This is a genomic window from Halomonas icarae, assembly GCF_009901955.1.
GTDB classification, from domain to species: Bacteria; Pseudomonadota; Gammaproteobacteria; order Pseudomonadales; family Halomonadaceae; genus Halomonas; species Halomonas icarae.
Genome location: NZ_WUTS01000001.1, coordinates 369,342 through 396,284, shown reverse-complemented (window position 1 = coordinate 396,284; position 26,943 = coordinate 369,342). Strand labels below are relative to the sequence as shown.

Annotated in this window: 24 protein-coding genes; 1 reads left to right on the top strand and 23 read right to left on the bottom strand. The window is 58.9% G+C overall.

Going from position 1 to position 26,943, the window contains the following annotated elements; translation table 11 throughout:
• Positions 1-150 precede the first annotated feature (150 nt).
• Positions 151-1,269, bottom strand: coding sequence for an ISAs1 family transposase (locus tag GRB80_RS01835; protein WP_161424204.1), 1,119 nt, complete (start codon positions 1,267-1,269; stop codon positions 151-153).
• A 47-nt stretch (positions 1,270-1,316) separates the two neighbouring features.
• Here GRB80_RS01835 and GRB80_RS01830 point away from each other — a divergent pair, with 47 nt between their 5' ends.
• Positions 1,317-1,733, top strand: coding sequence for a transposase (locus GRB80_RS01830; protein ID WP_272922922.1), 417 nt, complete (start codon positions 1,317-1,319; stop codon positions 1,731-1,733).
• Between the two features lie 11 nt (positions 1,734-1,744).
• On the opposite strand, the gene GRB80_RS01825 is transcribed toward GRB80_RS01830, so the two are convergent.
• The 22 genes from GRB80_RS01825 to GRB80_RS01720 form a co-directional block, all read right to left on the bottom strand.
• Positions 1,745-2,860, bottom strand: coding sequence for a glycosyltransferase (locus GRB80_RS01825; RefSeq protein ID WP_202597148.1), 1,116 nt, complete (start codon positions 2,858-2,860; stop codon positions 1,745-1,747).
• Positions 2,850-3,824, bottom strand: coding sequence for a glycosyltransferase family 52 (locus GRB80_RS01820; RefSeq protein WP_161422349.1), 975 nt, complete (start codon positions 3,822-3,824; stop codon positions 2,850-2,852). The genes GRB80_RS01825 and GRB80_RS01820 overlap by 11 nt, the downstream gene beginning before the upstream one ends.
• A 10-nt stretch (positions 3,825-3,834) precedes the next feature.
• The gene (gene pseI, locus GRB80_RS01815) at positions 3,835-4,905 is read right to left on the bottom strand and encodes a pseudaminic acid synthase (protein ID WP_161422348.1); all 1,071 of its coding nucleotides are present in this window, start codon (positions 4,903-4,905) and stop codon (positions 3,835-3,837) included.
• Complete coding sequence (gene pseG, locus GRB80_RS01810; RefSeq protein ID WP_161422347.1) at positions 4,902-6,572, bottom strand: UDP-2,4-diacetamido-2,4,6-trideoxy-beta-L-altropyranose hydrolase; 1,671 nt, start codon at positions 6,570-6,572, stop codon at positions 4,902-4,904. The genes pseI and pseG overlap by 4 nt, the downstream gene beginning before the upstream one ends.
• Positions 6,569-7,279 carry a pseudaminic acid cytidylyltransferase gene (gene pseF / locus GRB80_RS01805; RefSeq protein WP_161422346.1) on the bottom strand — a complete coding sequence of 237 codons (711 nt, stop codon included), beginning with the start codon at positions 7,277-7,279 and terminating at the stop codon, positions 6,569-6,571. The genes pseG and pseF overlap by 4 nt, the downstream gene beginning before the upstream one ends.
• A 1-nt stretch (position 7,280) precedes the next feature.
• The gene (locus tag GRB80_RS01800; RefSeq protein ID WP_161422345.1) at positions 7,281-8,405 is read right to left on the bottom strand and encodes a polysaccharide pyruvyl transferase family protein; all 1,125 of its coding nucleotides are present in this window, start codon (positions 8,403-8,405) and stop codon (positions 7,281-7,283) included.
• Positions 8,402-9,565, bottom strand: coding sequence for a UDP-4-amino-4,6-dideoxy-N-acetyl-beta-L-altrosamine transaminase (pseC, locus tag GRB80_RS01795; protein WP_161422344.1), 1,164 nt, complete (start codon positions 9,563-9,565; stop codon positions 8,402-8,404). The genes GRB80_RS01800 and pseC overlap by 4 nt, the downstream gene beginning before the upstream one ends.
• Positions 9,565-10,563, bottom strand: a complete 999-nt coding sequence (pseB, locus tag GRB80_RS01790; protein ID WP_161422343.1) for a UDP-N-acetylglucosamine 4,6-dehydratase (inverting) — start codon at positions 10,561-10,563, stop codon at positions 9,565-9,567. Before pseB ends, pseC begins: the two co-directional genes overlap by 1 nt.
• Positions 10,564-10,587: 24 nt before the next feature.
• Positions 10,588-12,396, bottom strand: a complete 1,809-nt coding sequence (locus GRB80_RS01785) for an ABC transporter ATP-binding protein (RefSeq protein WP_161422342.1) — start codon at positions 12,394-12,396, stop codon at positions 10,588-10,590.
• A gap of 222 nt (positions 12,397-12,618) precedes the next feature.
• Positions 12,619-13,584 (bottom strand): glycosyltransferase, encoded by a 966-nt coding sequence (locus tag GRB80_RS01780; RefSeq protein ID WP_161422341.1) that lies wholly within the window; start codon positions 13,582-13,584, stop codon positions 12,619-12,621.
• Positions 13,581-14,666: a DegT/DnrJ/EryC1/StrS family aminotransferase gene (locus GRB80_RS01775; protein WP_161422340.1), complete on the bottom strand. Its 1,086-nt coding sequence runs from the start codon at positions 14,664-14,666 to the stop codon at positions 13,581-13,583. The genes GRB80_RS01780 and GRB80_RS01775 overlap by 4 nt, the downstream gene beginning before the upstream one ends.
• Positions 14,663-15,604 carry a WxcM-like domain-containing protein gene (locus GRB80_RS16440; RefSeq protein ID WP_202597147.1) on the bottom strand — a complete coding sequence of 314 codons (942 nt, stop codon included), beginning with the start codon at positions 15,602-15,604 and terminating at the stop codon, positions 14,663-14,665. Before GRB80_RS16440 ends, GRB80_RS01775 begins: the two co-directional genes overlap by 4 nt.
• A 39-nt stretch (positions 15,605-15,643) precedes the next feature.
• Positions 15,644-16,195, bottom strand: coding sequence for a dTDP-4-dehydrorhamnose 3,5-epimerase (gene rfbC, locus GRB80_RS01765; protein WP_161422338.1), 552 nt, complete (start codon positions 16,193-16,195; stop codon positions 15,644-15,646).
• Between the two features lie 6 nt (positions 16,196-16,201).
• Positions 16,202-17,080, bottom strand: coding sequence for a glucose-1-phosphate thymidylyltransferase RfbA (gene rfbA, locus GRB80_RS01760; protein ID WP_161422337.1), 879 nt, complete (start codon positions 17,078-17,080; stop codon positions 16,202-16,204).
• A 224-nt stretch (positions 17,081-17,304) separates the two neighbouring features.
• Complete coding sequence (locus tag GRB80_RS01755) at positions 17,305-18,144, bottom strand: DUF3037 domain-containing protein (protein WP_161422336.1); 840 nt, start codon at positions 18,142-18,144, stop codon at positions 17,305-17,307.
• Entirely contained in the window at positions 18,141-18,875 is a 735-nt protein-coding gene (locus GRB80_RS01750; RefSeq protein ID WP_202597146.1) for a HipA family kinase, read from the bottom strand. Before GRB80_RS01750 ends, GRB80_RS01755 begins: the two co-directional genes overlap by 4 nt.
• Before the next feature lie 14 nt (positions 18,876-18,889).
• On the bottom strand, positions 18,890-19,813 hold the full coding sequence (gene rfbD, locus GRB80_RS01745) for a dTDP-4-dehydrorhamnose reductase (RefSeq protein ID WP_161422335.1): 924 nt from the start codon (positions 19,811-19,813) through the stop codon (positions 18,890-18,892).
• Between the two features lie 155 nt (positions 19,814-19,968).
• Positions 19,969-21,030 carry a dTDP-glucose 4,6-dehydratase gene (gene rfbB / locus GRB80_RS01740; RefSeq protein WP_161422334.1) on the bottom strand — a complete coding sequence of 354 codons (1,062 nt, stop codon included), beginning with the start codon at positions 21,028-21,030 and terminating at the stop codon, positions 19,969-19,971.
• A gap of 91 nt (positions 21,031-21,121) precedes the next feature.
• Complete coding sequence (locus GRB80_RS01735; RefSeq protein ID WP_161422333.1) at positions 21,122-21,952, bottom strand: hypothetical protein; 831 nt, start codon at positions 21,950-21,952, stop codon at positions 21,122-21,124.
• A gap of 10 nt (positions 21,953-21,962) precedes the next feature.
• Positions 21,963-23,792, bottom strand: a complete 1,830-nt coding sequence (locus tag GRB80_RS01730) for an ABC transporter ATP-binding protein (RefSeq protein ID WP_161422332.1) — start codon at positions 23,790-23,792, stop codon at positions 21,963-21,965.
• A gap of 271 nt (positions 23,793-24,063) precedes the next feature.
• On the bottom strand, positions 24,064-26,289 hold the full coding sequence (locus GRB80_RS01725; protein WP_161422331.1) for a polysaccharide biosynthesis tyrosine autokinase: 2,226 nt from the start codon (positions 26,287-26,289) through the stop codon (positions 24,064-24,066).
• A gap of 191 nt (positions 26,290-26,480) precedes the next feature.
• A complete protein-coding gene (locus tag GRB80_RS01720; protein WP_161422330.1) occupies positions 26,481-26,918 on the bottom strand; it encodes a low molecular weight protein-tyrosine-phosphatase in 438 nt (145 codons plus the stop codon).
• Positions 26,919-26,943 lie beyond the last annotated feature (25 nt).

Genomic DNA, 26,943 nt, shown 5'->3' with positions numbered 1-26,943 from the left:
TCAATTGTTAAACGTTCTTTAAATAAAGCGGTTGTAGCTGCTTTTTATCTTACGCCACACAAAACCATGCATAAGTGCTTGATCTAATATTTTCGTGTACTATCGATGCGAGGATCTCGGGCACGGATCAGGGAAAACGCATGAAAAATCCTACACCGCGAGAATGTCGGCAAGATACGTCTCATCCAGCGCCGCTTTCTTCTGTTTTCGCCGGATTCCGCCCTTGAAAGACTTCTCCCCTTTCAGGTAATTCAGCGCGATATGCCGGACCCTGGCGAGATTTTCTGCCGCCTGTCCGCGGTGGATTTTGCAGGCATCCTCACGCAGTGCCACGTCCAAGGACCAGTGAAGCTTTGCCTCAATATGCCAGTGCTGCCGAGCCGCCTCGGCGAGCTTTTTAGCGCTGAGATCAGCTGAGCTGATGTAGTAGCGGATCATCGGCTCCTCAGGGGCTTCATCACCCTCTTGGCGGAAGCTCATCACCACTCCCACCGTTTTTAGGCCTGGCCATTCATAGCTAAGCTCCTGAAATTCCTCGGAAAGCTCACTCACGATGTGATAGCGCGTCTCTTGCCGGCCTCGGTTCTTCTCATCTGTGACATAGGCATCCCCCTCAAAATTCGCCACCTTAGCTATGGGGAACGCTCTTTCGAAGGCGTCAGCCAAGGCCGGCTGATTTCCCTTCACTGACAACAGATAATCAGCACCCTTCTGTAGGACCTGAGTGGCGATCTTTTTCTGGCAACCCATGGCATCGATCGTTACCAGGCAGCCTTGCAGATTGAGCAGCTTTAGGAGCTCAGGAATCGCCGTAATCTCGTTGGATTTTTGTGCCGTCTTGACCTGCCCCAGCACAACGCCATTGGCCGCGCTGAAGGCACTGACCATGTGGATGGCACCCTTGTTCTTGCCACGGCAATACGAGCCGCGCAACGTCTTGCCATCGATGGCCACCACTGCGCCCTCACTCACGTCATGGCAGGCCTTCATCCACTCGGCGAACGCACATTGCAGCTGCTCGGCATTGACCAGAGCCATCACCCTGGCCAAGGTGTCGTGGCTTGGGACACCAGCTTCAAAATCGCCGTACTGTCGCAGAAAATCAAGCTTTGCGTGGCCAAAATCCTCTATCTCGTCCCAACCTTCAGCACCACAGATCACCGCACAGACGGTCAGGAACAAGATGTCTGACAACTGATGCTGCACTTTCCACGCCTGGCGGAAGTCGGGAACAATCGATAAATGGTGCATAAGAGACGGTGTCAGCATCGGATCATCCATGAGCAAAAGCTGCTAGATGACCACATAAGCTCCTACTGGTAAAGCGCTACGAAGCCCGTCGTAGAGCGGTTTTTCATGCATTTTCCCTGGCAGGGAAGCTGATCTATCACACCGCCACCGAGTCCGTGACCACCGATACGGTCATCGACGCGTTTGACCATTTTGTAGCCCAGAAAGACCCCGACACCTTCGCCGTGGTGGTGCTCGACAATGCCAGCATGCATCGCTCCAAGGCCTTCAGGCGGAAAATACTCGAGTGGATGTCGCATCGTGTTCATCTGGTCTACTTATCGGCTTACTCGCCGGAGCTGAATCTGATTGAGATTCTGTGGCGGCAGATGAAGTATGCATGGCTGCCGCTGAGTGCGTATCTTTCGTTTGATAACCTCTGTGATGAGGTACACCGGCTACTCGATGGCTATGGCACTGAATGCGCGATTAATTTTAAATAGGCACTTAGTCATCAGATATTTAGTTGATTGAGATAGGCCTTGGCGGCCCTAGTTGGGTGAAAATCAGCGGCGCGGGCCCGTAGGCGTTCTGTATCAGTGGGCTCGTCTAACGCGGCCGAAAACGCGGTGGTCATGGCATTCACATCGCCCACCGGCACCAGGCGACCATAGCGGCCCTGATCGAGGATTTCGGCGGGGCCCGAAGGGCAGTCGGTAGAGACTACGGGGGTGCCACAGGCCATCGCCTCGACGATTACATTGCCAAAGCCTTCGTAATTCGACGAGAGCGCAAAGAGATCTGCCGTTTGATAGAAAGGCGTAGGGTCTGAATGAAAACCGGCAAGAATCACCCGGTTCTCGATGCCCAGCTCGCGGGCAAGCGACAGCAACGCAGCGCGTCCCTGGCCATCCCCTACGAACATCAATCGCGCATCCTGACGTTCCAGCTTGGCGAAAGCCCTAAGTAAAAGTGGGTGATTCTTAACAGCTTTCATCGTACCCACGGTGAGAATGCGACCGCCGGCAGGAGTAGACCACAATGCCTCTGCCGCCTCTATGGCTTCGACGCTGGGTTCTGGCCTCGGCGGCACCGGGTTGTGGATCACCTGAAAATCAGCCGTTGACATTCCAGCCAAGCTAGCCATATCGCGAACAAGACCGGAAGAAACTCCTATCCTTTGCTGAGCAAGCCTATACCCCACAGCTGTAGAAGCACGTAGAAAAGTGCGGTGCAGTCGCCCCCAATCCCCATATTCTCCAGACAACATACCATGCTCTGACACTAATACCCTGCAACGATGGCGCGATAGCCTCGCAGCGACTGGCGCAATCACCGTCAGTGGCCACATGGCCGCTATCAGTGCGTCAGGGCTGCGCTGGCGTAGATAGCGAGCAAGAGCGAGCGGCAGCACACGGGAGCGATGGCAATCAAGGTCAACGACGGGGAACGATCTCTTAGCCTCTTGAAGCAGCTCTCCATTTGCTTGCATCAGAACGAACTCGACGTTGTAGCCGTCGCGAGCAAATTCGTGAGCAAGATCAATGTTGACGCGCTCTGCGCCACCGCCACGAAGGTCTGGCAAAACGATGGCAATCGTATATTTACCCACGGAATGATCAGGAGGCACTATTGACTCTCCAAACCTCGCAGCCAGCCCTTTTACACATTTCAGATCGCACCTTCTCTTGGTATGAATCACCTATAGAAAGATAAACCTTTCTCACTCGGCCATCAGGAAGATTGAACAATACTGTTGAAAACCAGGCATAAACGATAGCCTTCCTCCCGCCACATAACTCGGCAATAACTTCCTCGGAAATCTTTTCCGCGTCACCAACTAAAACCCCTCCCACATTCAAATTACGAGTTTCCCTCGGATGCTGCAAATAATAGTCTATACCTTGCTCACTGACTAGATTTTCTAGCTGAAGAAGATCGTCTTCGTGCAAGCCACCAGTTGCCACAACCTCATCGAAAGGCTGACCTATAAAAAACTTTACAGGCGTCCCACCAGACCACCCGAAAACATCATTTTCCCAAGGACACAACACCTTAAGCTTATCGCCTTCAACAATATTATTAAACCCCTCATATATTGTATAATGTTTATTAATATCTTCCTTAAACTGCTCCTTAGAACCAGCACCAAATATTAAATCATACAGCCAAGTGAGTCGACTTGGTGTATAATCATGGTACGAGCTATGAGGATAAATATTGGCAGTGCCATCGTCAAACGTAATCAGCTTCGCATGCCGATTCCGACGAGCGAGCATCCTGAACAGGTAATTATCAAAACTTGCCAATAGCACTTGATCATAACCACAAAAACCTCGCCCAAAAAATTTCATCAAGTAAATGTAAGCATGATGAATCGCTTCACGATTTCTCCTCCGGACATTCAAATATAACGACCGCCTCGATCTCGGGGTTAGGAGAGAGAAGTAAAAACGGTCTTTTGTCGAATCGTGGTATGTGAAATAGACAAGATCAATGGACAGAGGACCAACTTGCTCAATAATCTTATCGGCCAGCCAAGCTTGTAGTGGTGTTCGCACAAGCAAAAGTGTGCGTTTTTTGTCATGGTTCATGGGCGCCATATCAAGTTGAACTGTCCACAGAGCCCAGAACTCTCTCTGTTACAGGCGAATTTTCAGCCACGTCGGTCTTAACGCGCCGCCCAAGTACGGCACCCATCCATTTCGGCGCCAACCCATACCCCGGCCTGACACTCCTCACGGCATCCTCGGTAATCACGCCCCCCGCCTTTAGGTCCTTGACGAAGTAGAGCGAGCGCCGGAACTGCACATTGCCCTGCTCGCTGGACTTGCGGCCGTAGTCGACCTGGCCGAGAGCCTGCCAGGCAGTCTTCGCGTCGCGGCACAGGGCGGCGAGCTCGGCAGGTTCCAGGGAGAAGCTATCGTCTGGGCCGCCGCCGTTGCGGTCCAAAGTGAAGTGCTTCTCAATCAGGCTGGCCCCCAGCGCGACGCTGGTGATGGCGGTGGTGTTGTCGATGGTGTGGTCGGAAAGGCCGGTGACCAGCCCGAAGCGTTCGACCATGTCGGGGATGGTACGCAGGTTGTAGTCCTCCGGCGGGGCCGGGTAGCCGCTGACGCAGTGGAGGATCGCCAGCTGCTCGCAGCCGGCGCCGCGGGCGGCGTCGATGGCTTCCTGGATCTCCTCGGCGTCGGCCATGCCGGTGGAGATGATCATCGGCTTGCCGGTTCGGGCCACGTACTCGATCAGCGGCAGGTCGACCGCTTCAAACGAAGCAATCTTGTAGGCCGGAGCGCCGAGCTCTTCGAGCAGGTCGACCGCGGTGGTGTCGAAGGGCGAGCTGAAGATGGTGATGCCAAGTTTTTTCGCATGCTCGAAGAGCGGCTTGTGCCACTCCCAGGGCATATGCGCCTCTTCATAAAGCTCGTAGAGGGTGCGCCCGTCCCAGAGCCCCCCCTTTATCTTGAATTCTTCGCTATCGCAATCCAGCGTGATGGTGTCGGGTCGATAGGTCTGCAGCTTGACGGCATCGGCACCGGCCTTGGCGGCCTCGTCAATGATGCGCATGGCCGTTTCCAGCTTGCCGTTATGGTTGGCCGACAACTCGGCAATAATATATGGCGAATGGCCGTCGCCGATGCGGCGGCCGTCAATCTCGATCCAGGGCGATGTCATGGGGTATCGGCTCCTTGTGAGTCGCGCCATTCGTCGGCCAGCAGACCGAAACCGATGACGTCGTGATAGGTGGTACCGTCATGAAAATGATCTCGGAGAGTCGCTTCGCGATGAAACCCGAGACGCGCATGGAAGCGCTGAGAACGCTGATTGTCGGCGAGAACTTCACCACATAGCTTGTGCAGGCCAAGGGTCTTGAAGGCATAGGTCAGCGTACTCTGGCCCAGTCCTTGCCCGCTGCCGCATGGTGCTTCAGGGGCGAGATAGAAGCCCCACTCGGCGCGCCCTGCCGTGCTATCTACCACTGTAAGGTTTACGAAACCCAACGGCTCACCGTTCTGCTCGTAGATCAGTAGATGGCGCAGAGGTGTCTGGCTCGCGCGCTCGAACCAGACCCGATGCTCATCCAAAGTAATCAAGCGCTGGGTATACATGTGACGGCGTACGTCGGGATGATTGCGCCAGGCCAGTACAACTTCGAGATCATGTTCCTGCATGGGCCGCAGACGACGGTAGCCAACGCGCTGAAGCTCTGCCAGCACGTGAGCCGTGCCTTGTCCATCTACCAGGTCGGCGGCTTGCTGGCTTACCTTTACTAGGGTATCAAGACCAGTCACAGCCATCAGCTGTGCCATCAGCGATGACTCAAGTTCAGCTAACCCCAACGATAACGCTGCCCCCTTTTCGGCTAGGGCACCGGCAATCACGCGCTGATTATCGGCCATTACCACCATCAAGGTGGGCAGCCCCAGGCAGCACCGCTCCCAGGAGGTACTCCCGGCGGCCCCGATAGCGAGGTCGGCCTCGGCCATGCGTCTGGCCATATCCGTGACGTTGACCACCACTTCAGTGGACCAGGGCATCGCTCGTGCCTGGGCGCTCACTACTTCTCGCCAGGGTGCGGTGGCGCCCATCACCACGCTGATCCTAAGGTCATCCGGCAGGTCACAGGAGGCCAGTGCCTCGAGCACCCGGCCGGTGATGTTGTCCTTGTCCACGCCGCCGAGGTTGATCAGCAGGCGTTGCAGACGAGGCTGGCGGGTACGTCGTTGTAAGCTGGCCTCGCGCCACTCGGCGAACTCCGGGCGCAACAAGGCATAGCGTGGACCGACCAGCACTCGGCAAGTGTCAGGCACCAAACCACGATAGCCCTCAGCCTTGCGGCCGAGGTTCTGATCCAGCAGTACATCGGCGATATGGGGTCGGTCTGCCAGGTCGTCGATCACCAGTAAGCGCGGCACTGCATCGGAAAGCTTGCGGATCACCGCTGTCTCCCAGCGCTGATCCAGGGCGTAATGATCTGCCACCAGCCAGGTGGGAGATAGCGCAGCCAGGATCGGCAGACAGGCCGCCGCATCCTGTTCCCAGCTCACCCCCAGCCAATGGGCATGCGCGAGTTCAGGCCCCACGCTGGGCTCGGTGTCGTTGCCATCAGTAGCCTGTTCTTTCGGCAATCGATGAACGGAAAAGCCACGGGTCTCGATCAATTCACACAGGTGCCCTGCATGTTCCCGACAGAGGAAGTGGCACTCGGCACCATGGGCTTGGAGGGTATCGGCGAGGGTCAGGCAGCGCATCACATGGCCACTGCCAATTTCCAGGGAGGCGTCGGCGCGGAAGGCGATAATCTGCCCTTGTAGGCCCGAGAGAATCGGCGCTTCGCTCATGCCCCGCCGCCCTGCTGCTGGGCCTGCCAGGCCTGGAACAACCATTCGGCGCGCTGCCAGTCTTCCGCCGTGTCGATATCCTGGACGCGGTGGCGCGGCAGCTTCACCGGCACGGCATGCTCGCTGAAGATCGGCGTGCCCTGGCGCCAGGCGGCGGCACGGCCCCAGTAGAACTGGCCGGCATCGTGCCAGGCCTCCTCCAGGTCCTGGGAGCGGGTGTGGAAGTGCTCGGGCTGGAACATGGCCACGCGCCCTTCCGGGGTCAGGCGCAGCGCGCGCTGAATGGGGAAGGCGTAGCTGGTCACCGAGAAGGCGTAGTCGACGTCACGGCTTGCCTGCAGGGCGCCAAATCCGGTCTGCAGGTCCTCGGCCTGCACGAACGGCGCCGTAGCGTAGAGGCAGCAGACCGCATCAGGCGCCTCGCCCTGCTCGCCCAGCCAGTCGATGGCGTGAGCAATGACCGGGATGGTACCGGTATGGTCATCGGAAAGTGCCGCCGGGCGGCGAAACGGCACCTCGGCGCCATGTGCCTCGGCCACGGCGGCAATCTCGTCATCGTCGGTGGAGACGATCACCCGAGCAAAGCAGCCGCTGGCCAGCGCTGCCTCGATCGACCAGGCGATCATCGGCTTGCCGGCAAACTCGCGGATGTTCTTGCGCGGAATGCGCTTGCTGCCGCCTCGGGCGGGGATGACACATATTCTCATTTCAAACGATGCCAGAGCTTTCAGTTATGCCTAAGGCTTTCTCAATAGCACCTTGATTTAAACGGTTAAACTTCAATATCTGATCCTCCAGTCCGGCAAACTTACGAAATTCGTCTTCACTGTCATGCCGAATAATTGCCAAGAGCTGATGTACAGGTGAAACAGAGGCTAGGGCTACATAATTCAAAGGGCGTCCGAGCAAAAGCCTTGCTAAATTTTTATAATTTTTAGCCAGGTTCTTTGGAAAGATAAAGTTTGAAACACTTATCTTTCTCTCCAGAGTCGATCCATAATCACAACCCCGGCCATCTTGCTCGAGCAAATATGAATATTTTCTTCTTTTCAGCGCGGAGACATGGGCATGAACACGAAAACCAACATGAAGATCTGCTTCATCATAAACCTTCAGGCCACCATACCTGTCTTCATAAATCTTTTCTGTTTTTATCGAGTTCTCATAACAAAAATCATCTATAACCTTATTCACTCCATGCTGAGCAACTACCACCTCAGCCTCCGGAAACAAGTCACGAAGACCATCTAACAGAGTCTTGAATGGCTTAATGTAGCAAGACGCACGGTGCGGATCAGATACAACGATCTTCTTGCACTCAACACCTTTTTCGAACTTCACCTCACTCAGAGATTGATCATAAAATGCCACATCACCACTAAAAATGACTTTTTCCAGCCCAATCCTGAGACAAAACTCTTGACTCACCCCCCCCCTAGTAGTAAAAACAGCTGCCCTGTCATTCACTTTTTTAAGCAATCTTATACTATCGTCACTGAACCCAGCATAGATATCAGCATCCTTATCAACAGGAAGATCTGTACCTGCGGCAATAACAGAAAATGGAATGCCAGCATCAACCAACTCACCTAAGTACGGGTACTCATTCTTGTGCATATTGGGGCGCAGGGCAAGACAAGCAAAAAACACATGGTCGGCGCCCAGAACAGTACTCTTTACATTATCCCAGGAGTCAGCCCTCCAGATAACACTAAATCCAGCATCAGGAATCAGATCCGACACAAGATTTTTTAGGCATGTTGTTATAAGCTGGTCGCCAATGTTTTTTGACCCCTGTTCAGGGTAGGTGCTGACGATGACAAAGTTTTTCATTGATTATCCAGAATTTTCCCTAAGCTAACGATAACAGCATCCTGCTGAGCCTCACTCATAGTGGGGTACATCGGCAGGCTGATCGCCTCGGCGTAGTAGGCTTCCGCGGAGGGGAAGTCACCCGTCGTAAAGCCGAGCTCCCGGTAGTAGGGCTGGGTGTGCACCGGGATGTAGTGCAGGTTCACGCCGATGCCCTGCTCGCGCAGGCGCTCGAACACCTGGCGGTGGGTCGGGGTGAGCCGGTCACACTGGAGGCGGATGACGTAGAGGTGACGGCCGGAAACGCCATCCGGATGCTGCCAAGGCGTGGTAACGGGCAGCTCGGCCAGGGCGGCATCGTAGCGCGTGGCTAGGGCATTGCGCCGTGCCACGTAGTCGTCCAGGCGCTCCAGCTGGGAGAGCCCCAGCGCGGCCTGCAACTCGGTCATGCGGTAGTTGTAACCCAGGTCAATCTGCTGGTAGTACCAAGGGCCATCGGCCTCATGGGTCATCAGCGCCGGGTCGCGGGTGACGCCGTGGCTACGCAGCAGCTCCATGCGGCTTGCCAGGTCGGCGTCGTTGGTCAGCGCCATGCCGCCTTCGGCGGTGGTGATGATCTTCACCGGATGGAAGCTGAACACGGTGATATCGCTGTAGCACCCGCTGCCGATGTAGTCGCCCTGGTACTTGCCGCCGATGGCGTGGGAGGCGTCCTCGATGATGCGGAAGCCGTAACGCTGGCCAAGGGCGTGAATCGCCTGCATGTCGCAGGGCTGGCCGCAGAGGTGCACCGCCACCACTACCTTGGGCAGGCGCCCTTCCGCTTCGGCGCGCTCGAGCTTGGTCGCCAGCGCTTCGGGGCAGAGGTTATAGGTGCGCGGGTCGATATCGACGAAGTCGACTTGGGCGCCGCAGTAGCGGCCGCAGTTGGCGGAGGCGACGAAAGTGATCGGAGAGGTCCACAGCCAGTCGCCCTCCCCCAGGCCCAGGGCCAGGCAGGCGATATGTAGGGCCGAGGTGGCGCTGTTGACCGCCAGCGCATGGTGCGCACCGACCTTGGCCGCCACTGCTTTCTCGAAGCGGGGCACCATCGGCCCCTGGGTCAGGAAGTCCGACTGCAGTACCTCCAGCACGGCGTCGATATCGGCCTGCTGAATATCCTGGCGTCCGTAGGGAATCATCAGATGGCTCCGATCTTTTCCCAGTTGGCGTCTATCCAGGCCTTGAGCTCGGCATCCGACATCCACTCGGCGTTGTTGTCGCTGGCGTAGACGAAACCTTCCGGCACCTTCTTGCCATCCTTGATGCGGTTGGCGTCCTTATCCCAGCTGTTGATGGCCGGCAGAATCTTGTAGTGCTCGGGGTACTCGTAGGTGTAGTAGGCGTCTTCGGCGCCGATCATCTGCTCGTGCAGCTTCTCGCCGGGGCGAATGCCTACCACCTCTTGCCTGGCCTCGGGGGCGATGACCCGGGCCAGGTCGGTCACCTTCATCGAGGGGATCTTCTTCACGTAGATCTCGCCGCCTTCCATGTCCTCGAAGGCGTGCCAGACCAGCTCCACGCCCTGCTCCAGGCTGATCATGAAACGGGTCATGCGTTCATCGGTGATGGGCAGCACGCCCTTGTCACGGATCGACATAAAGAACGGGATCACTGAACCACGCGAGCCCATGACGTTGCCGTAGCGGACAACCGAAAAGCGGGTCTCGTGGCCGCCGGCATAGGAGTTGCCGGCCACGAACAGCTTGTCGGAGGTGAGCTTGGTGGCGCCATACAGGTTAATGGGGCTGCTGGCCTTGTCGGTAGAGAGCGCCACCACTTTCTTCACGCCCTTGTCGATGCAGGCGTCAATCAGGTTCATGGCGCCCTGCACGTTGGTCTTGACGCATTCGAAGGGGTTGTACTCGGCGGTGGGCACGATCTTGGTGGCCGCCGCATGCACCACATAGTCGACGCCATCCAAGGCCCGGTAGACCCGCTCGCGGTCGCGCACGTCACCGATGAAGAATCGTACGCGGGGGTCACCTTCAAACTTCTTGGCCATCTCCCATTGCTTCATCTCGTCGCGAGAAAAGATGATCACGCGTCTGGGATTGTAACGCTCCAGCAGCATGGGGATGAAGGTGTGGCCAAAGGATCCGGTGCCGCCGGTGACCAGGATGGATGCATCATTGAACATCGAGGGATTCCCTATCGATTACTGTTACGCATGTTCCGCCATGCGCTTGAAGATGGTGTTGCGCTCGGAGAGCTCTACATAGCTGCCGTGGTCTATCACCTGGCCGTCGGCCAGCAGGTAGATGCTGTCGCACTGCTTCACCGTAGCCAGGCGGTGGGCGATCATGATGATGGTTTTCTTGCCGGAGAAGTCATGAATGGCATCCATGATCAGTTTCTCGGTGATGCCATCCAGGGCGCTGGTGGCTTCGTCTAGCACCAGTACGTCGGCATCGTGGTAAAGCGCCCGGGCGATGCCGATGCGCTGGCGCTGCCCGCCGGAAAGCTGCACGCCGCGCTCGCCCACGCGGGTTTCCAGGCCATCGGGCAACTCGGCAAGCAACTCATCCAGGTGCGCCATGCTGGCCGCATGACGCACCTTATCGTCATCGATCAGCTCGGGCGGCAGGCCAAAGGCGATGTTCTCGCGTATCGAGCTGTCGGCCAGAAAGATGGTCTGGGGCACAAAGCCCAGGCTGTTCTGCCAGGGACGGCGGTTCTCGTCGGTCAGCGGCTGGCCGTCAACCAAGACTTGCCCCTGCTGCGGCTCGATTAGACCCAGCAGCAGATCGATGGCCGTGGACTTGCCGGAGCCGGAGGCCCCCACCAGGCCGATGACCTGGTTCGCGGGGATCTCCAGGTTCAGGCCATTCAATGCCGGTTCATGCTTGCCGGGATAGGCGAAAGTGATATCCGCCAACTGGATGCTGTGCATAGGTACCAGATGCTGTTCTGTGCGCTCCTGCTTGGTAAGCGCTTGACGAATAGGCTGACAGCTGCTGGCGTAGAGGTCGTCACGCAGGGCATCGAAGGCGGCAAGGTTGCCGCGTATCTGGGAGAGGCTGGTATAGACCTGCTGGAAGGCAGGCAACAGCTTGAAGCCGGCCAGGGCATACACCGAAAGCACCGGCAGGATGGTACCCAGGTTCCCCTCGTGCGCGGCCAGCAGGTAGAGGATCAGGAAGATCACGCTCCCGAAGGCGATCAGCTCCATGGCATAACGCGGCGCCTGGCTCATAGCGGTATTGGTGCCCTGGGCTTCGGCGAAGCGCAGGCTGGCTCTGTCAAAGCGTTCAGTGAACACCTGCTGGCGGCCTAGCAGCAGGGAATCCTTGATGCCGCCGAAGCCCTCGCCCATCAGCTTGAAGCGCAGCCGCTGGGCCTCAGAGATGGTCTTGCCGTTACGCATCAAACGGCGGCGCACGGTGCGAAACAGCAGGGCATAGGCAAAGGAGAAGATGACTAACCCGATCACCGCCACCAGAGGGTTGTAGAGGAAAATGGTGATCGCCATCAGCGTCGCCAGCACCAGCTTGGCATTCATCTGCATCAACGGTTGGATGATGCTGTTCGTGATACGGCCGCACTCCTGAGCGATCTGGTTGGTCAACTGGCTGCTGCTGCCGCTGGCGTGAAACAGCCAGGGCTGGTGCATGTAGTGGGCATAGAGCCGACTGGCGAGCTCTGCCCCGACCCGCGAGCCATACATGGAGAGCCGCCATATGGTGAACATCGAGATCAGCGCCGCGCTGGTGAGCACGACCAATACACCGATGCCCAGCCAGAACAGGAAGGTGCGCGGTTCGTTGAAGCCGCTGGCGCGGTAGAGCTCAGCCATTATCCCTTCGCCCTGAAGCTGGCTCATGTCGCCCACCAGCGCCATGAAGGGACCGATGGAAACCACTCCGGCAATCTCGGCTAAGGACATCACCACTACCAAGATCTGCAGTCGCATGAGTTTCTTGTGCTGCTCGGCGGTTAGCAGGGAGTAGAGTTCTTTGAGTTGGATTAGCATATGAAGGTCGAGGTTGGCGGGAGGGGGAACAAGAGCTTGATTTCATCACACCTGTATATGTGTATATTTTAGCTTCTAATAAGGTAATATTCGGATTTTTTACTTGGCGTTGTTTTAGTCTTTGTTCAGGAGAAGAAGAAAGTTTCACGAGCATCTTGAATGCGCTCCAGATGAGACTGGGTGCACTTAGCATCGCCTAAGCGGGGGGGTCTGATGGATTATTCATCGCCTACTTAACAAATAAACATAAAGCACACAAACCCACTCTTTCAAAGAAACAAATTTAAAAAGAGCAAAAAACGAAATAAACCTTCCTTCGTTAAAAAAATCTCTTTTTAAATTAAGCTTAACTAAGCCATCACTTAAAGAGGCGATAACCTCTTTGCTAGGTGGGTAACCAATAAATTCCATATCGTCTACAAGCTGCTCAAACCTCAGAACCTGATCCTCAACATTCCTCACATAGTTTCTCGCTCTAACCTTTAGAGACGGGTGTTTATGACTTACGCCCAATCCAATCCTATATCGCACTAACACGTCGGGAGTATATTTAACCGACCCTAACATAAGCGCGCGCCGCAAGAGGAGAACATCTTCTGCAAGAATTTTTGAATTACCCGCCGGAAACGATCCGATTAATTTTCTATGTATTGCAACAGTGCAGCCATTTACCCCTGGGAGATTAATATTTAAAGGAGATCTCGAACTACAGAGCACTTCCTTATCAGCCCCCTCATTCAAAAGTCCAATACCTCTTCCTTCCAACGTTATTTTCATAGCATTTGAAATCACCATAAAAATATTTTGATCAGAACCGCCAAAAGATTTAAAAATCACTTCAGCTCTTGTTGGTAAAGAAACGTCATCTCCGGCTGCATTAACAACGATTTCACCGCTTGACATTTCGTGAACCTTTTGGACATGAGGGTATATGCCTAAATTATGCTCATTTCGGTTAAGAATGATTTTTTTATTTCCTGTATACTCTGCCGCCATCTCTTCCATAATCTTGAATGTTCGATCCGTCGAACAGTCATCCGAAAGAATTACCTCCAAAGGTTCATACGTCTGAGCGAAAGCCCCCTCCACCGCCTCTCGGATGTATTCTTCTTGGTTGTAAGCAAACAGTGCGAATGTCAACAGTGGCCGTTCTTCCAGCGGTGGCAATTCAGCCTGAATCTCACTCATATCAAATCCCGCAATATCGGTTCGATTGACGTGGCGGATAAATGCGGCCCGATCGGCAGACTCAGCACCTCATCTGCGAACCGCGACGCCAGCGGAAATGCATCCGCGGTAAATCCCGCCGCCGCATAAGCCCCCTGCCTATGCGGCGGTATCGGATAGTGAATCAGCGTGCCGACGCCGGCTTCCTTAAGAGCGGCCTGGAGCGCATCGCGCCGCTGACTGCGCACCACATAGAGATGCCAGGCCGGGTCTGCCCACTCGGGTACATGGGGGAGTATCAATTTGGTGCCAACCAGGGCTTCGGAATACACGCCGGCGATGGCGCGGCGGCGCTCGGTCCACTCATCCAGCACTTGCAGCTTGACGCGTAGCACCGCGGCTTGAAGTGGATCGAGGCGCGAATTGACCCCTTGCACTTCGTTGACATACTTCTCCCGCGAGCCATAGTTGCGCAACATGGCCACCCGCTCGGCCAACTCAAAATTCTGAGTGGTGATGGCTCCGGCATCGCCCATGGCCCCCAGGTTCTTGCCTGGGTAGAAGCTCCAGCAGACGATATCCCCATGGCCACCGATCTTTCGCCCCTTATAGCGGGCGCCATGGGCCTGGGCGGCATCTTCCACTACCCGCAAGCCATGGCGTGTTGCCAGGCCGAGGATGGGATCAAGATCGGCCGGCTGGCCATAGAGATGCACTGGTAGTAGCACCTTAGTACGCGAGGTGATCGCTGCTTCAATACGGGTCGGATCGATATTATGGGTGGCGGGATCCGGCTCCACGGGGACCGGGGAGGCACCCACGGCGGATACCGCCAGCCAGGTCGCAATATAGGTGTTCGAAGGGACAATCACTTCGTCACCCGGGCCTACCTCCAGAGCGCGCAGCGCCAGCGTCAACGCATCCAGGCCGTTAGCCACGCCAACGCAGTGCCTAACGCCGCAGTAGTCGGCAAATTCGGCCTCGAAGGCTTCGACCTCTGGACCGAGCACGTACCAGCCGCTAGAGAGCACACGCGAAATTGCTTCATCGATCGGCTGCTTTAGTTCTAAGTAAGCTGCCTGGAGGTTAAGAAAGGGAATCATGCGACTACTCCAGCCAACTTCTGAAACTCTGCATAACTTCGAATGTAGTCTTCAGAATCATAGTACTCTGATGCAAACACTAGAAGCAAAGCATCTGCTGAGTATTTATATTGAATACCCCAAACCATGGGCGGCAAATGCATACCGACATCAGGCCGATCTAACACGAACTCTTGACGATTAACCCCATCATCGGCAACAACTGAACAGCTTCCTCGCACGCAAATAAGGAACTGATGACACCTATGATGTGCATGCTCGCCTCTAGTCTCCATGCTAGGTACGTCAAACACCATGAAGTAGCGTTTTATAGAAAATGGAACTGAACGCTCAAACTCGCCAACAGTTAAGCTTCCACGAATGTCAGTAAAGCGATCAAGCTGGTGCAAATTAACACCCATAACTTTGGTTTTCTTAACATCAAAACCTGGATGCTCACCCACTACTTCGGTAATGGCATTTTGACTATGGCCTGCATCAACGTAACCCATAATCCTGGCAGGGTTGCCTGCCACTATAGCATTAGGGGGTACAGAGCGAGTCACTACTGCGCCCGCTGCAACCATAGAATTGGCCCCAATAGTAATGCCTGGCAATATTACGGCGCCCGCACCCACGGATGAACCATCCTCAAGGACCGTATGTAAAAACTTCTCGGGATATTGCTTGCTGCGTGGCAAACGGTCATTTGTAAATGTTGCATTTGGGCCTATAAACACATCATTATGAATTCGCAGCCCATCCCAAAGCTGAACACCGCTTTTCACTGTTACCCGATCGCCGATTACGACATCATCTTCGACGAGGCAGTGAGAACAAATATTTACATCACAGCCTATCTTAGCCCCAGCAAGAACCACGACATACTGCCAAACACGACTATTTCTTCCAATATTTTTGCTAGCAACATCAGAAAGAGGATGAATATAACAGCTCATTGAAACCATCTCCGTTTAGAATGCCGAAAAAACAAAAGATCAAAAAGTAAAATATTCAGCATCTAAAAACCCTTGGGCTGTCGAATCTTTATTTGAAACAATAGGATTCTTTCCATTAATCAGCTGCCAGCTTATTGCTAATTCAGCATCATCCCAGCGAATGCATCGCTCATGCTCGGGCGCGTAGAAATCGGTGCACTTGTATTGAAAGTCGGCACTCTCACTCATCACATAGAAGCCGTGGGCAAAACCGGGCGGTACCCACAGCTGATGCTGGTTCTCTTCGGAGAGCACCTCCCCCACCCACTGGCCGAAGGTAGGCGAACATTTGCGCAGGTCCACCGCCACGTCGAACACCTCGCCGCGTGTGACGCGTACCAGCTTCCCCTGGGGGTGGCGGATCTGGTAATGCAGGCCTCTCAGGGTGTGCTGCACCGAGCGGCTGTGATTGGCCTGTACGAAGGTAGCGTCGATGCCAGCCTCCGCGAAGGCCCGGGCGTTCCAGGTCTCCATAAAGAAGCCCCGCTCGTCGCCGAACACCTTGGGCTTGATCAACTTGACGTCGGGGATGCGGGTAGCGATCACTTCCATATCGGCTTAGTCCTCCTGCCCGGCGAGCTGCTTCAGATAAGCCCCGTAGCTGTTCTTCTTCAGCTCGTCGGCCTGGGCCAGCAGCGCCTCGCGGGTGATATAGCCCATGCGGTAGGCCACCTCTTCCAGGCACGCCACCTTGAGCCCCTGGCGCTTCTCCAGGGTCTCGATAAAGCCCGAGGCCTCATGCAGGGAATCGAAGGTGCCGGTGTCCAGCCAGGCGTAACCGCGACCCAGCAGCTCGACGTTGAGGTCGCCACGCTCCAGGTAGGCCTGGTTGACGCTGGTAATCTCCAACTCACCACGGTGCGAGGGCTTCACCGCCTTGGCGATCTCCACCACGTCGTTGTCGTAGAAATAGAGGCCGGTCACGGCGTAGCGCGACTTGGGCTTCTCAGGCTTCTCCTCGATGGAGACGGCACGCTGGTTCTCGTCGAACGCTACCACGCCGAATCGCTCGGGGTCGGTGACCTGGTAGCCGAAAACAGTCGCGCCGCTTTGGCGGGCGCTGGCTGCCTGCAGTAGCTTGGAGAGCCCCTGACCGTGATAAATATTGTCACCCAGCACCAGGCACACTGGATCATCGCCGATAAACTGTTCGCCGATGATAAAGGCTTGGGCCAGGCCGTCGGGGCTCGGCTGCACGGCGTAGCTCAGCGAGATGCCGAACTGACTGCCGTCGCCCAGCAGGCGTTCGAAGCCGTCCCGGTCTTCGGGGGTGGTGATGACGAGTATTTCCTGAATGCCCGCCAGCATCAGCACCGATAGCGGATAGTAGACCATCGGCTTGTCATAGATCGGCAGCAGCTGCTTGGAGATGCCCTTGGTGATGGGATAGAGGCGAGTCCCGGAGCCACCGGCCAGTATTATGCCCTTGCGTGCCATAAGAATTCCTTTCTGTTTTGAAACTGGCCACTGCTTCGCGGTGGTGTCGCCCGGCAGTACCGGCCACCTACAGGGGAAGCGCTGAAATAGTGGATGCTTCGCCGAGTTGCCTGCGGCGCCATCATCGCTGTCGCGATGGATCACGCAGGCAAAATGCGCTTCCGTCTGAGGCAGCGCCTCAAGAAGTATGCGGTGATGTGAGACTGGAGGGTGGCGTCAAAGCCTTACTGTGTCCCGACGAATTCGAGCAAGGCTTCCTTCTTTGCCAGCGGCAGTACGCTGACCCCGGTCTCCTGAAGCAGCGCTACGGCATGGTGGTAGGCCTCACCACGTCGGCTATCGTCATCAGGCCCTTCGACGGCAAAAAGCACACGCCGGGGAAGTTGGCGGCGGCGTTTCAGTTCGTTGATGCGGAACTGCCACTTGCCACCATGCTCGACGATGAGGCTGGAGTCTTGCTGGCCTAGATTGAGCGGCTTGATGGCGCGCAGCACCTGATCCTGTTGCTTCTCCACGAAGGGGAAATTGACGTGATATTCCTCATCACCCAGTTTCTCGGGGGAGAAGCGCTCGCCGACACTGGCCTGCATGAGCAGCCGACGAAGTTGACTTTCCATCACGGTTTCGCGATAACGCTTGGTCGCGAAGCTATGCTCGACATAGTGGCCAAACAGCTCATCGAGCCTTTCTTCGGGCTTTTCTGCCAGCACTACTCGCGGCTCGCTGAAGCGCAACATGGTTTCCCGGGGGCGGGTGAGCTCCGTGAAAAGCTGCTTGGCGAAGGCTTCATCGTTGTGCTTGTAGCGCCGATCGAAGCCATTTTCCTTGAGCAGTGCATGAACACGCTCCAGCTCTTCCTTGATGGCATAGATGGCGGAGCGGTACAGCCTCCCTTCCAGGTCCTTGAAGAACTGGGTCAAACGAGCATAACGCCGGGTTTCGAGCCTGAAGCCGAAATAGCGGTAGCGGGGGGAGATCATCACTACGCCGACATTGGCGAATTCGCCGGTTTCCACGTAGGGCATGAAACGTACGATCGCGTACTGGCACGCTATGCGCTTCATGGCCACCTCCAAAAGTCGTCGCGATTCACCTGGTCAAGCCCTTCGCGAACCCTGTCCACATCAAAATTAACTCTGGTAATCATCTCTTTATCCAGGTACCACCACTCCTCCGGCACCTGCTCGAGGATACTATCCCAGCGCTGCAGCGCAGCGATCATGGCATCGGCCAGCTCGTGCCGGCGCAGCAGGTCCTGCTGAATAGTCGCCGTCTGAACACAGAATACATGGTGGGCCAGAAAATCGACCGAATCAAAGTCCGGATCGAATGCCTGGTTATGGTCGATCACCACCAGCTCACCGGCACCCTCATCCCACAACAGGTTCGGGTTGCCGCCCTTGGCTGTCAGTATGCGGTCTGCGTTGCGAATCCACCAGTCGAAGGCCAGCACTTGCTGCTGGAGCTTATTCGGCACCTCATCCACGCGACTGAAGCTCAGCTCCGATACTCCGCATTCGCGTGAGCCAAAGGCAGGGCCGGCTCCAAGGTCCTCGAGATCAAGGCCAGAATCGAACTCCATCAACTCTTCGGGGACATGCACGATCTCGAAAGGCGCCACCGGGAGGCCGGTTTCCAGCGCCAGCGAGCCAGCGATCCACTCGCACAGCTGGCTGCGGCGTCCCGCGCCAAGGCCTTTTACGAAGTAGACATGACCGTCCTCTCCACGACAGAGGTAGGGCCGCGTCATGCCTTGGGTGGAGCGGCGCATCACCTCAATAATTTCAACTGTCACCTGGCGCTAACTCCTCACCCCTCACACTCTGCCAGTACCCGGGCGGCGCCCTGCTGCCAGGAAGGCATCGTCAGCTCGAAGGTGCGCTCGAGTTTGGTGGTATCGAGCCGGGAGTTCAGCGGGCGAGCTGCCGGTGTGGGCCATTCACTGGTGGGGATCGGAGCGATGCGTTCCGGGGTCGCCTGAATCGCGATGCCCTGCCCTTGCAGGCATTCAGCGATAAAGGTGGCAAAGCCGTGCCAGCTGGTTTCACCGCCAGCCACCAGATGATAGAGGCCCACTTTATCGCTGTTGTTCAGAGCCTGAGGGATGGCGTGAGCGGTGGCATCGGCGATCAGTTCCGCGCCGGTGGGCGCGCCTATCTGGTCATCGATCACCTGTAGCGTATCGCGTTCTCGCATCAGCCGGGCCATGGTGGCGAGGAAATTACCGCCGCGGGCGGCATAGACCCAGCTGGTGCGGAAGATGAGATGCCGGCAGCCGCTGGCCTGGATGTGGCGCTCGCCGGCGAGCTTGCTGGCGCCGTAGTGGTTCACCGGACCGGGAGTGTCGGTTTCCTGCCAGGGGGCATCGCCAGAACCATCGAACACATAATCGGTGGAGTAGTGGACCAGCAGGCCATTCAGCGCCCTCGCCTCCTCCGCCAGCAAGGCCGGCGCCTCGGCATTGATCCGAGTCGCCAGGTCGCGCTGCTCCTCGGCTCGATCCACGGCGGTATAGGCAGCGGCATTGACGATCACATCCGGCTTGAGGTCGCGGACGGTGCGCCGAAGCCCCTCGAGGTTAGTGAGATCACCGACGAGGTCATCTTGGCCATGGCGATCGAGGGAAATGAGTTCACCCAGCGGTGCCAGAGAACGCTGAAGTTCCCAGCCGACCTGGCCATTCTTGCCCAGTAACAATATGCGTGGCGTTGCGTTTGACATGAAGTATCGCATCCAATCCTGGCCATCGCTTCGCGATGGGTTCGCCCGGCAGAGCCGGCCTCCCACAATGCTGGGCCATCGCTTCGCGATGGGTTCGCCCGGCAGAGCCGGCCTCCCACAATGCTGGGCCATCGCTTCGCGATGGTTCGCCCGGCAAAGCCGGCCTCCTACAGGTTGGGCGTGGTGCCTAACCTTTCACGCTGGTAGCTGCCATCCTGCACGCGCCGGCACCATTCGAGGTTATCGAGGTACCACTGCACCGTCTTGCGGATGCCGCTCTCGAAGGTCTCTTCCGGCCGCCAGCCGAGCTCGCGCTCGATCTTTCCGGCGTCGATGGCGTAGCGCAGATCGTGGCCTGGGCGATCTTCCACGTGGGTGATCAAGTTGGCATAGGGTGAATGCGGCGACGGCGCCAGCTCGTCGAGCAGCGAGCAGATGGTGTGCACCACCTCGATATTCTGCTTCTCGTTGTGACCGCCGATGTTGTAGGTCTCCCCTACCTCGCCTTTCGTTACCACCTGGTAGAGCGCCCTGGCGTGGTCTTCCACATAGAGCCAGTCACGAACCTGCTCCCCCTTGCCGTAGATCGGCAGCGGCTTGCCTTCCAGGGCATTGAGGATCACCAGGGGGGTCAGCTTCTCGGGGAAGTGATAGGGCCCGTAGTTGTTGGAGCAGTTGGTGATCAACGTAGGCATGCCATAGGTGCGCTGCCAGGCGCGTACCAGATGATCCGAGCTGGCCTTGCTGGCCGAATACGGGGAGCTAGGCGCATAGGAGGTCTGCTCGGTGAACAGGCCTTCCGGCCCTTCCAGGTCGCCATATACCTCGTCGGTGGAGATGTGGTGAAAACGGAAGGCGTCGCGACGCTCGGCATCCAGGCCGTTCCAGTAGGCGCGGGCGACTTCAAGCAGCGTATAGGTGCCGACGATATTGGTCTCTATAAACGCGGCCGGGCCGTCGATGGAGCGATCCACATGGCTCTCGGCGGCCAGGTGCATCACGGCGTCGGGCCGGTGCTCTTTAAAGACACGCTCGAGTTCCGCCTTGTCGCAGATATCCACCTGCTCGAAGGCGTAGCGGTCGCTGCTGTCTACTTCGGCTAGCGATTCCAGGTTGCCGGCGTAGGTCAGCTTGTCGACGTTGACCACGCTATCGGCGGTGTTCTGAATGATATGACGAATCACGGCCGAGCCGATAAAGCCCGCGCCGCCGGTGATAAGGAGTTTCATGGTCTTCCGTGAGGTGCGAGGTGCGAGGTTCGAGGTTCGAGGTTCGAGGTTCGAGGTTCGAGGTTCGAGGTTCGAGGTTCGAGGTTCGAAGCTATGGTGTGCTGCTTGTGCCAGTTGCACGTACTGGCGCCGGTGTGTCGTTGGTGCTGGCGTGTGCGTTCGGGACCAGGCTGGCGAGGAAGGCGTTGATGCGAGCCTGCTGGGTCGCCAGGTCGTCTTCTGCCTTGAGCGTAAGCACCGGCCGCGCGTGGCGCGCGAAGAGCCGCTGGATGGCGAGGCCCCAGGCCAGTTCCTGTTCGATATGCGCCAGGGCCGCTTCTTCGCCGAGATGGCCGAGCCAGTCGTTGCCGCCGCCGGGGCGTTCGCGGTGGCGGCTGGCCAGATGGGTCATCACACGCTCGGCGCTGATCTCGAGGCGTATCAGGGCGCGGCCGGCCAGCAGTTCTGCGAGACCCGGCGGTTCAGGCGTCTCGCCCGCCAGTGCCGCCAGCGGGGCGGCGAAGTTATGGCAGATGCCCTCTTCGCTGATCATGCCGCGCGGATAGTGGCGTTGGCGCCAGGCGATATCATGGCGCAACGTGGTGGTGGCGTAATCCATCAGGCGCAGCTTGTGGCCGGAAGATAGCGGCAGCGCCTCCAGCCCGCGAAGGCAGCCGAACAGCAGTTTCGCGTAGAGCTCACCCTCATCGCCTTCGGGCAGTTCCGGAAAGGCGTCGCGGCCGATCTGAATATGCTCGCCACACATCCACTCGCCACTGAACGTCAGTTGGCGGTAGAGGGTGGTCTTGCCGGCGCCGGAGGGCGCGATCATCTCCACCTGCAGGCCCTGGGTGGCACGCGGGGCGCCGCGGGGCAGCGGCGGCGTGCGTACCAGGGCATAGCCACTGCGTTGGAGCATTTGCTTGGCGAGTTGCTTGATCATGACGATGCCCTCATGAGTGCGCCGCCATGCGCTGGAAGGTGGCGTTGCGCTCGACCAGCTCGTCGTAACGCCCCTGGTCGACCACTCGCCCCTGCTGCATCAGGTAGATCCTGTCGCAGCGGCGTACCGTGCTGAGCCGGTGGGCGATCATGATGATGGTCTTGCTGCCGGCGAAGTCGTGGATCGCCTGCATCACCTGGCGCTCGGTAATGCCATCCAGGGCGCTGGTGGCCTCGTCGAGGATCAGCACGTCGGCGTCGTCGTAGAGCGCCCGGGCGATGCCGATGCGCTGGCGCTGGCCGCCGGAGAGCTGGATGCCGCGCTCGCCGACCCGGGTATCGAGGCCTGCGGGCAGCTGCTCGAGCAGTTCATCGAGATGGGCCATATGGGCGGCGCGGCGCACCCGCTCTTCGTCGATCTCATCACTCGGCAGGCCGAAGGCGATGTTCTCGCGGATGCTGGCATCGGCCAGGAAGATCGCCTGGGGCACGAAGCCCACCGCGTTCTGCCAGGCGCGCTTGCGTGGCCCCGCCAACGGCTGACCATCGACCCGAAGTTCGCCCTGCTGGGGGTCGACCAGCCCCAGCAGCAGGTCGATGGCGGTGGACTTACCGGAGCCGGAGGGGCCCACCAGCCCGATCACCTGCTGGGCCGGGATCGTCAGCGAGACACTGTCCAGCGCCGGCTGCTCCTTGCCGGGGTAGTGAAAGGTCACATTGCTTAGCGCTACCGCTTCCTGGGGCACCAGCTTGGCGGGTGCTTGAGCCGTCGAGCTCTGCTCGCCACCAGGCGCTGTTCTGGTGCTCGGCTGCTCCTGGCCGCGGCTCGCCTTGAGGTCCTGCTGCACGGTTTCGAAGGCCGAGATATTGCCGCGCATCAGCGCCACGCTGGCGTAGATCTGCTGAAATGCCGGCAGCAGCTTGAAGCCGGCCAGGGCGTAGACCGAAAGCAGCGGCAGGATGGTGCCGAGATTGCCTTCATGGGCGGCAAGCAGGTAGAGCACCAGGAAGATCACGGTGCCGAAGGCGACCAGCTCGACCAGGTAACGGGGCACCTGGGCGAGCGCCTTGGTGACCCCCTGAGCACGGCCGTAGCGCCGGCTGGCCGCTTCGAAGCGCTGGTTGAACATCGCCTGGCGCCCCAGCAGCAGGGTGTCCTTGATGCCGCCGAAGCCCTCCGCCATCAGCTGGTAGCGCGCCACCTGGCTGCGCGAGACGGCACGGCCATTGGCGGCCAGGCGGGCTCGCACCGCGCCATAGAGCCCCACGAAACAGACCGCGAACACCGCCAGGCCGATCAGCGCCACCAGCGGGTTGAACAGCACCAGGGCGGCCACCATGCAGGTGGCGGTGGCCGCCTTGGCGTTCATGCGCATCAGCGGCGAGATCAGCGTATCGGTGATGCGCTGGGTCTCCTGGGCGATATTGCTGACCAGGCGAGTGCTGCTGCCCCCGGCATGGAACAGCCAGGGCTGGGCCATATAGTGGCGATAGAGCCGTATGCTGAGCTCGGCACCGAGCTGCTGGCCGTAGAGGGTGAGCCGCCAGATGGCGAGCACCGAGATCACCGCGGAGAGCGCCAGCGCCACCAGCACCCCTACCCCCATCCAGAACAGGAAATCCCGCGGCTCACTGATGCCACTCGCCGCATAGAGCTCTGCGAGCACACCATCGCCCTGCAGCCGGCTCATGTCGCCCACCAGGGCCATGAAGGGGCCGATGGCGAGCACCCCACCCACCTCGGCGAAGGCCATCAGCACGACCAGCCCCTGCAACTGCAGCAGGCGCCGGCGCTGCTCACGGGTCAGCAAGCCTATCAGGGCGCGGAGATTGGCAAACATGGGGCCTCACGGTGTCATCAACGCCGCGGAAGTGCGGCTAGCCCTACTAATGTGACATTTTGTATCTGTGAGGCAAGGATGAAATTGGTGGTACTGCTTTTAGGGGCGAGGTTCGAGGGGTGAAAACCAGGGCGCCTGGCGGCGCCAGTCGCGAGGCGAAGCCGCTGCGGCGGACCGCTCCCTCCTACAATTCGTACCTTAACCCTCGTCCCTCGAACCTTACCCCTCGTCCCTCGAACCTCGCCCCTCGAACCTTCCCCCTCGTCCCTCATCACTTATACGAGTAGTTGTAATACCCATACCCGTAGCTGGTGGCGGCCTTGCGCTCCATGGCGTTGAGGATGGCGCCCTTGACCGTGACGCCGGCGGTTTCCAGGCGGCGGGTGGCGATCTGCAGTTCGCGGATCGGGTTGGTCTGGAAGCGGGCGAGCATCAGGGTGGTGCCGCACTGGGCGCCGACGACCGCGGCATCGGTCACGGCGAGTACCGGCGGGGTGTCGATGATCACCAGATCGTAGCGCTGGCCGACCTCCTCGAGGAAGGTGGTGAAGCGCGAGGTCATCAACAGCTCCGAGGGGTTGGGCGGGGATTCGCCGCGTGCCACGTAGTCCAGCCCTTCGATGCCGCTGGGGCGAATGACCTCGAGCAGGCCCTTGCGATCGCTCAGCAGGTCGGAGAGCCCCTCCTGGCTACGGCCCTTGAAGGCGTTATGGATATGCCCCTTGCGCATGTCGGCATCGACGATCAGCACTCGCTGGCCAGCCTGGGCACAGACGGCCCCCAGGTTGATGGAGATAAAGCTCTTGCCGATGCCGGGGCTGGGGCCAGAGATCATCAGGCGGTTGTCGCTGGCCTCGAGCATGGCGAAGTGCAGGCTGGTGCGCAGGCTGCGCAGGGCCTCGATGGAGGTGTCGGCCGGGGCGCGGTCGGCGAGCACGCCGCTGACGATCTCCCGGGCGTGTTTATCGCGGCGGTGCTTGACCCGCCGCACCAGCTTGCGCTGCTCGTCGGAGAGCGGCACGGTGGCATACACCGGCAGCCCGGCGCTTTCGATCTGCTCGGGTGACTCCACGCCGCGGTTGAGCAGGCCACGCAGCAGCACGATGCCCACCCCCAGCATGCCGCCCAGCAGGGTGGCGATGATCACGATCAGCGGCTTGCGCGGTGCGATGGGATAGGGACCGACCAGTGCCTCGTCGATGATGCGCACGTTGCCCACGGTGCCGGCCCGAGCGATCTGCAGCTCCTGCATCTTGTTGAGCACGTTGACATAGATAGCCTGGGTGACCTCCACATCGCGGGTACGGCGCACCACCTCCTGCTGGGCGGCGGGCAGTTCGTTGACGCGCTCCTCCAGCTCGGCCCGCTGCTGCTGCAGCTGACGCTTCTGGCGCAGCAGCGCCTGGTAGTTGGGGTGGCTGGGGGTGAAGCGCTCGGCCAGCTCGGCCTCCTGGAACTCCAGCTCGCTGAGGCGGCTGTCGAGTTCGATAAAGCGCTGGATCACGGACTGCGCCTCGGAGCTGAGATCGACGCTGTCCTGCTCCACGCGATACTCGTTGAGGCGGTTTTCGGCGGCGGAGAGCTTGTCGCGAAGCTCCGGGGCCTGCTTCTCGAGGAAGGCCAGGCTCTGCTCCGCCTCGGCGGATTGCCGCTCGACGTTCTGGGTGAGGAAGGTCTCGGCCACGGCATCCAGTGAGTGACGAATCTCGCTGCGATCGGGGCCGGTCAGGGTCAGCCGCAGCATGCCGGTGCTGGCACCGCGCCCGCCGGCGCCCAGCTCGTTGACGCTGAGCCGTGTACCGAGGCTATTGATGGCCCCGGGGCGTGAGCGCTTGACCAGGGTAAATTCGGCGCCGGGAGGCGCCTGCAGGTCGGCGATGCGCACCTGGATATCGCCACCCTCGAAGCTCGCAAGCTCCCCTACTCGCCCTTGCCCCAGCTCGCGCGGCATCTCGCCGCCCAGGCGCAGCTGGTACTCCCCCGCCTCCCCGGCGGTGGCGATCAGCGGCATGCCGCGCAGCGAGTCGGCGACCTCCAGGCGTCCCAGGGTCAGGGTCTCTCCCGCCCACACCCAGGGCTTGCCGGCCATGAATGCCGGTCGCTCGATGCCACGGCGCACCAGGAAGTCACCCACCACCGGCAGCAGGTTCGGGCGCACCACGGTATCCAGGCCAACCCGGTCGACCACCTGGCCCAGCACCATGCGCGACTGCAGAATCTGCACCTCGGCGGCGGTGGAGGATTCGCCCTCCTGGCCGAACACCTCGGAGAGATCTCCCAGCGGGCTGACGGTCGAGCGCCGCTCCACCTGCACCAGCGCATCGCCGCGGTAGACCGGGGTCTGCAGCAGGGCATAGACCACCCCGCCCACGGCGAACAGGAAGGTGATGGCGAAGATCAGCCACTTGTGGTCGAGCAGCAGGCCGAACAGCCGGGCCAGATCGATTTCGTCATCGGCCGGGGCCGGGTGCGTACCGGAGTTTTGCGTGTTGGTCATGGATGAGAGTGTTCCGTGGTTATTGAGCCGCTAGGCTGCCAGGCGCCGAGCCGGCTGGTGCTTCCATATAAGGGGAGGCCTTCGGCCTCCATTCGCCCGGCGGAGCCGGCCTCCTACAAAAAACTGCTGCCCTTCGTCGTTCCGTGCAGCGTGGCGCTTGGCTGCCAAGGGAGGCCTGCGGAGCCGGCCTTCTACAGGCGGGCAACCCACCCGGCGGTAGCCTCAGCCAACAATTGATGAACATGCTCGAACGCTTCCCGGCTCTTGCGGTAGGGATCGGGGATATCGAGTCCCTTGCCGCCATCGAGCCATTTGCCAAGCGGCATGGTCTTGCCGAGGGCTTCGGGGGCGAGTTCGCCGACGGCGCGGCGTTGGCCGCTGCTCATCACCAGGATCAGGTCGTGGTTGACGAGCATCTCGGTGGTGAGCTGGCGGGCCTGGTGGCCGGAGACATCGAGCCCTTCCGCCTCGGCGAGCTCTCGGGCGCAGGGCTCGACACCCTGGCCGACCAGGGCGCCGAGCCCCGCCGAGGCGATCTGCTTGCCGGGCAGGGCGCGGCGCAGCATGGCCTCGGCCACGGGACTCCGGCAGATATTGCCGGTACACACCACCAGAATACGCTGGAACACGGGCCGCTCGTCGTTGCTGTCGTTG

Excerpts from the sequence above, each read along its gene's own strand:
- GRB80_RS01835 (WP_161424204.1), bottom strand. The coding sequence starts at position 1,269 with ATGCTGACACCGTCTCTTATGCACCATTTATCGATTGTTCCCGACTTC.
- GRB80_RS01820 (WP_161422349.1), bottom strand. The coding sequence starts at position 3,824 with ATGAACCATGACAAAAAACGCACACTTTTGCTTGTGCGAACACCACTA.
- pseI (WP_161422348.1), bottom strand. The coding sequence starts at position 4,905 with ATGACATCGCCCTGGATCGAGATTGACGGCCGCCGCATCGGCGACGGC.
- pseG (WP_161422347.1), bottom strand. The coding sequence starts at position 6,572 with ATGAGCGAAGCGCCGATTCTCTCGGGCCTACAAGGGCAGATTATCGCC.
- pseF (WP_161422346.1), bottom strand. The coding sequence starts at position 7,279 with ATGAGAATATGTGTCATCCCCGCCCGAGGCGGCAGCAAGCGCATTCCG.
- GRB80_RS01800 (WP_161422345.1), bottom strand. The coding sequence starts at position 8,405 with ATGAAAAACTTTGTCATCGTCAGCACCTACCCTGAACAGGGGTCAAAA.
- pseC (WP_161422344.1), bottom strand. The coding sequence starts at position 9,565 with ATGATTCCCTACGGACGCCAGGATATTCAGCAGGCCGATATCGACGCC.
- pseB (WP_161422343.1), bottom strand. The coding sequence starts at position 10,563 with ATGTTCAATGATGCATCCATCCTGGTCACCGGCGGCACCGGATCCTTT.
- GRB80_RS01785 (WP_161422342.1), bottom strand. The coding sequence starts at position 12,396 with ATGCTAATCCAACTCAAAGAACTCTACTCCCTGCTAACCGCCGAGCAG.
- GRB80_RS01780 (WP_161422341.1), bottom strand. The coding sequence starts at position 13,584 with ATGAGTGAGATTCAGGCTGAATTGCCACCGCTGGAAGAACGGCCACTG.
- GRB80_RS01775 (WP_161422340.1), bottom strand. The coding sequence starts at position 14,666 with ATGATTCCCTTTCTTAACCTCCAGGCAGCTTACTTAGAACTAAAGCAG.
- GRB80_RS16440 (WP_202597147.1), bottom strand. The coding sequence starts at position 15,604 with ATGAGCTGTTATATTCATCCTCTTTCTGATGTTGCTAGCAAAAATATT.
- rfbC (WP_161422338.1), bottom strand. The coding sequence starts at position 16,195 with ATGGAAGTGATCGCTACCCGCATCCCCGACGTCAAGTTGATCAAGCCC.
- rfbA (WP_161422337.1), bottom strand. The coding sequence starts at position 17,080 with ATGGCACGCAAGGGCATAATACTGGCCGGTGGCTCCGGGACTCGCCTC.
- GRB80_RS01755 (WP_161422336.1), bottom strand. The coding sequence starts at position 18,144 with ATGAAGCGCATAGCGTGCCAGTACGCGATCGTACGTTTCATGCCCTAC.
- rfbD (WP_161422335.1), bottom strand. The coding sequence starts at position 19,813 with ATGCGATACTTCATGTCAAACGCAACGCCACGCATATTGTTACTGGGC.
- rfbB (WP_161422334.1), bottom strand. The coding sequence starts at position 21,030 with ATGAAACTCCTTATCACCGGCGGCGCGGGCTTTATCGGCTCGGCCGTG.
- GRB80_RS01735 (WP_161422333.1), bottom strand. The coding sequence starts at position 21,952 with ATGATCAAGCAACTCGCCAAGCAAATGCTCCAACGCAGTGGCTATGCC.
- GRB80_RS01730 (WP_161422332.1), bottom strand. The coding sequence starts at position 23,792 with ATGTTTGCCAATCTCCGCGCCCTGATAGGCTTGCTGACCCGTGAGCAG.
- GRB80_RS01725 (WP_161422331.1), bottom strand. The coding sequence starts at position 26,289 with ATGACCAACACGCAAAACTCCGGTACGCACCCGGCCCCGGCCGATGAC.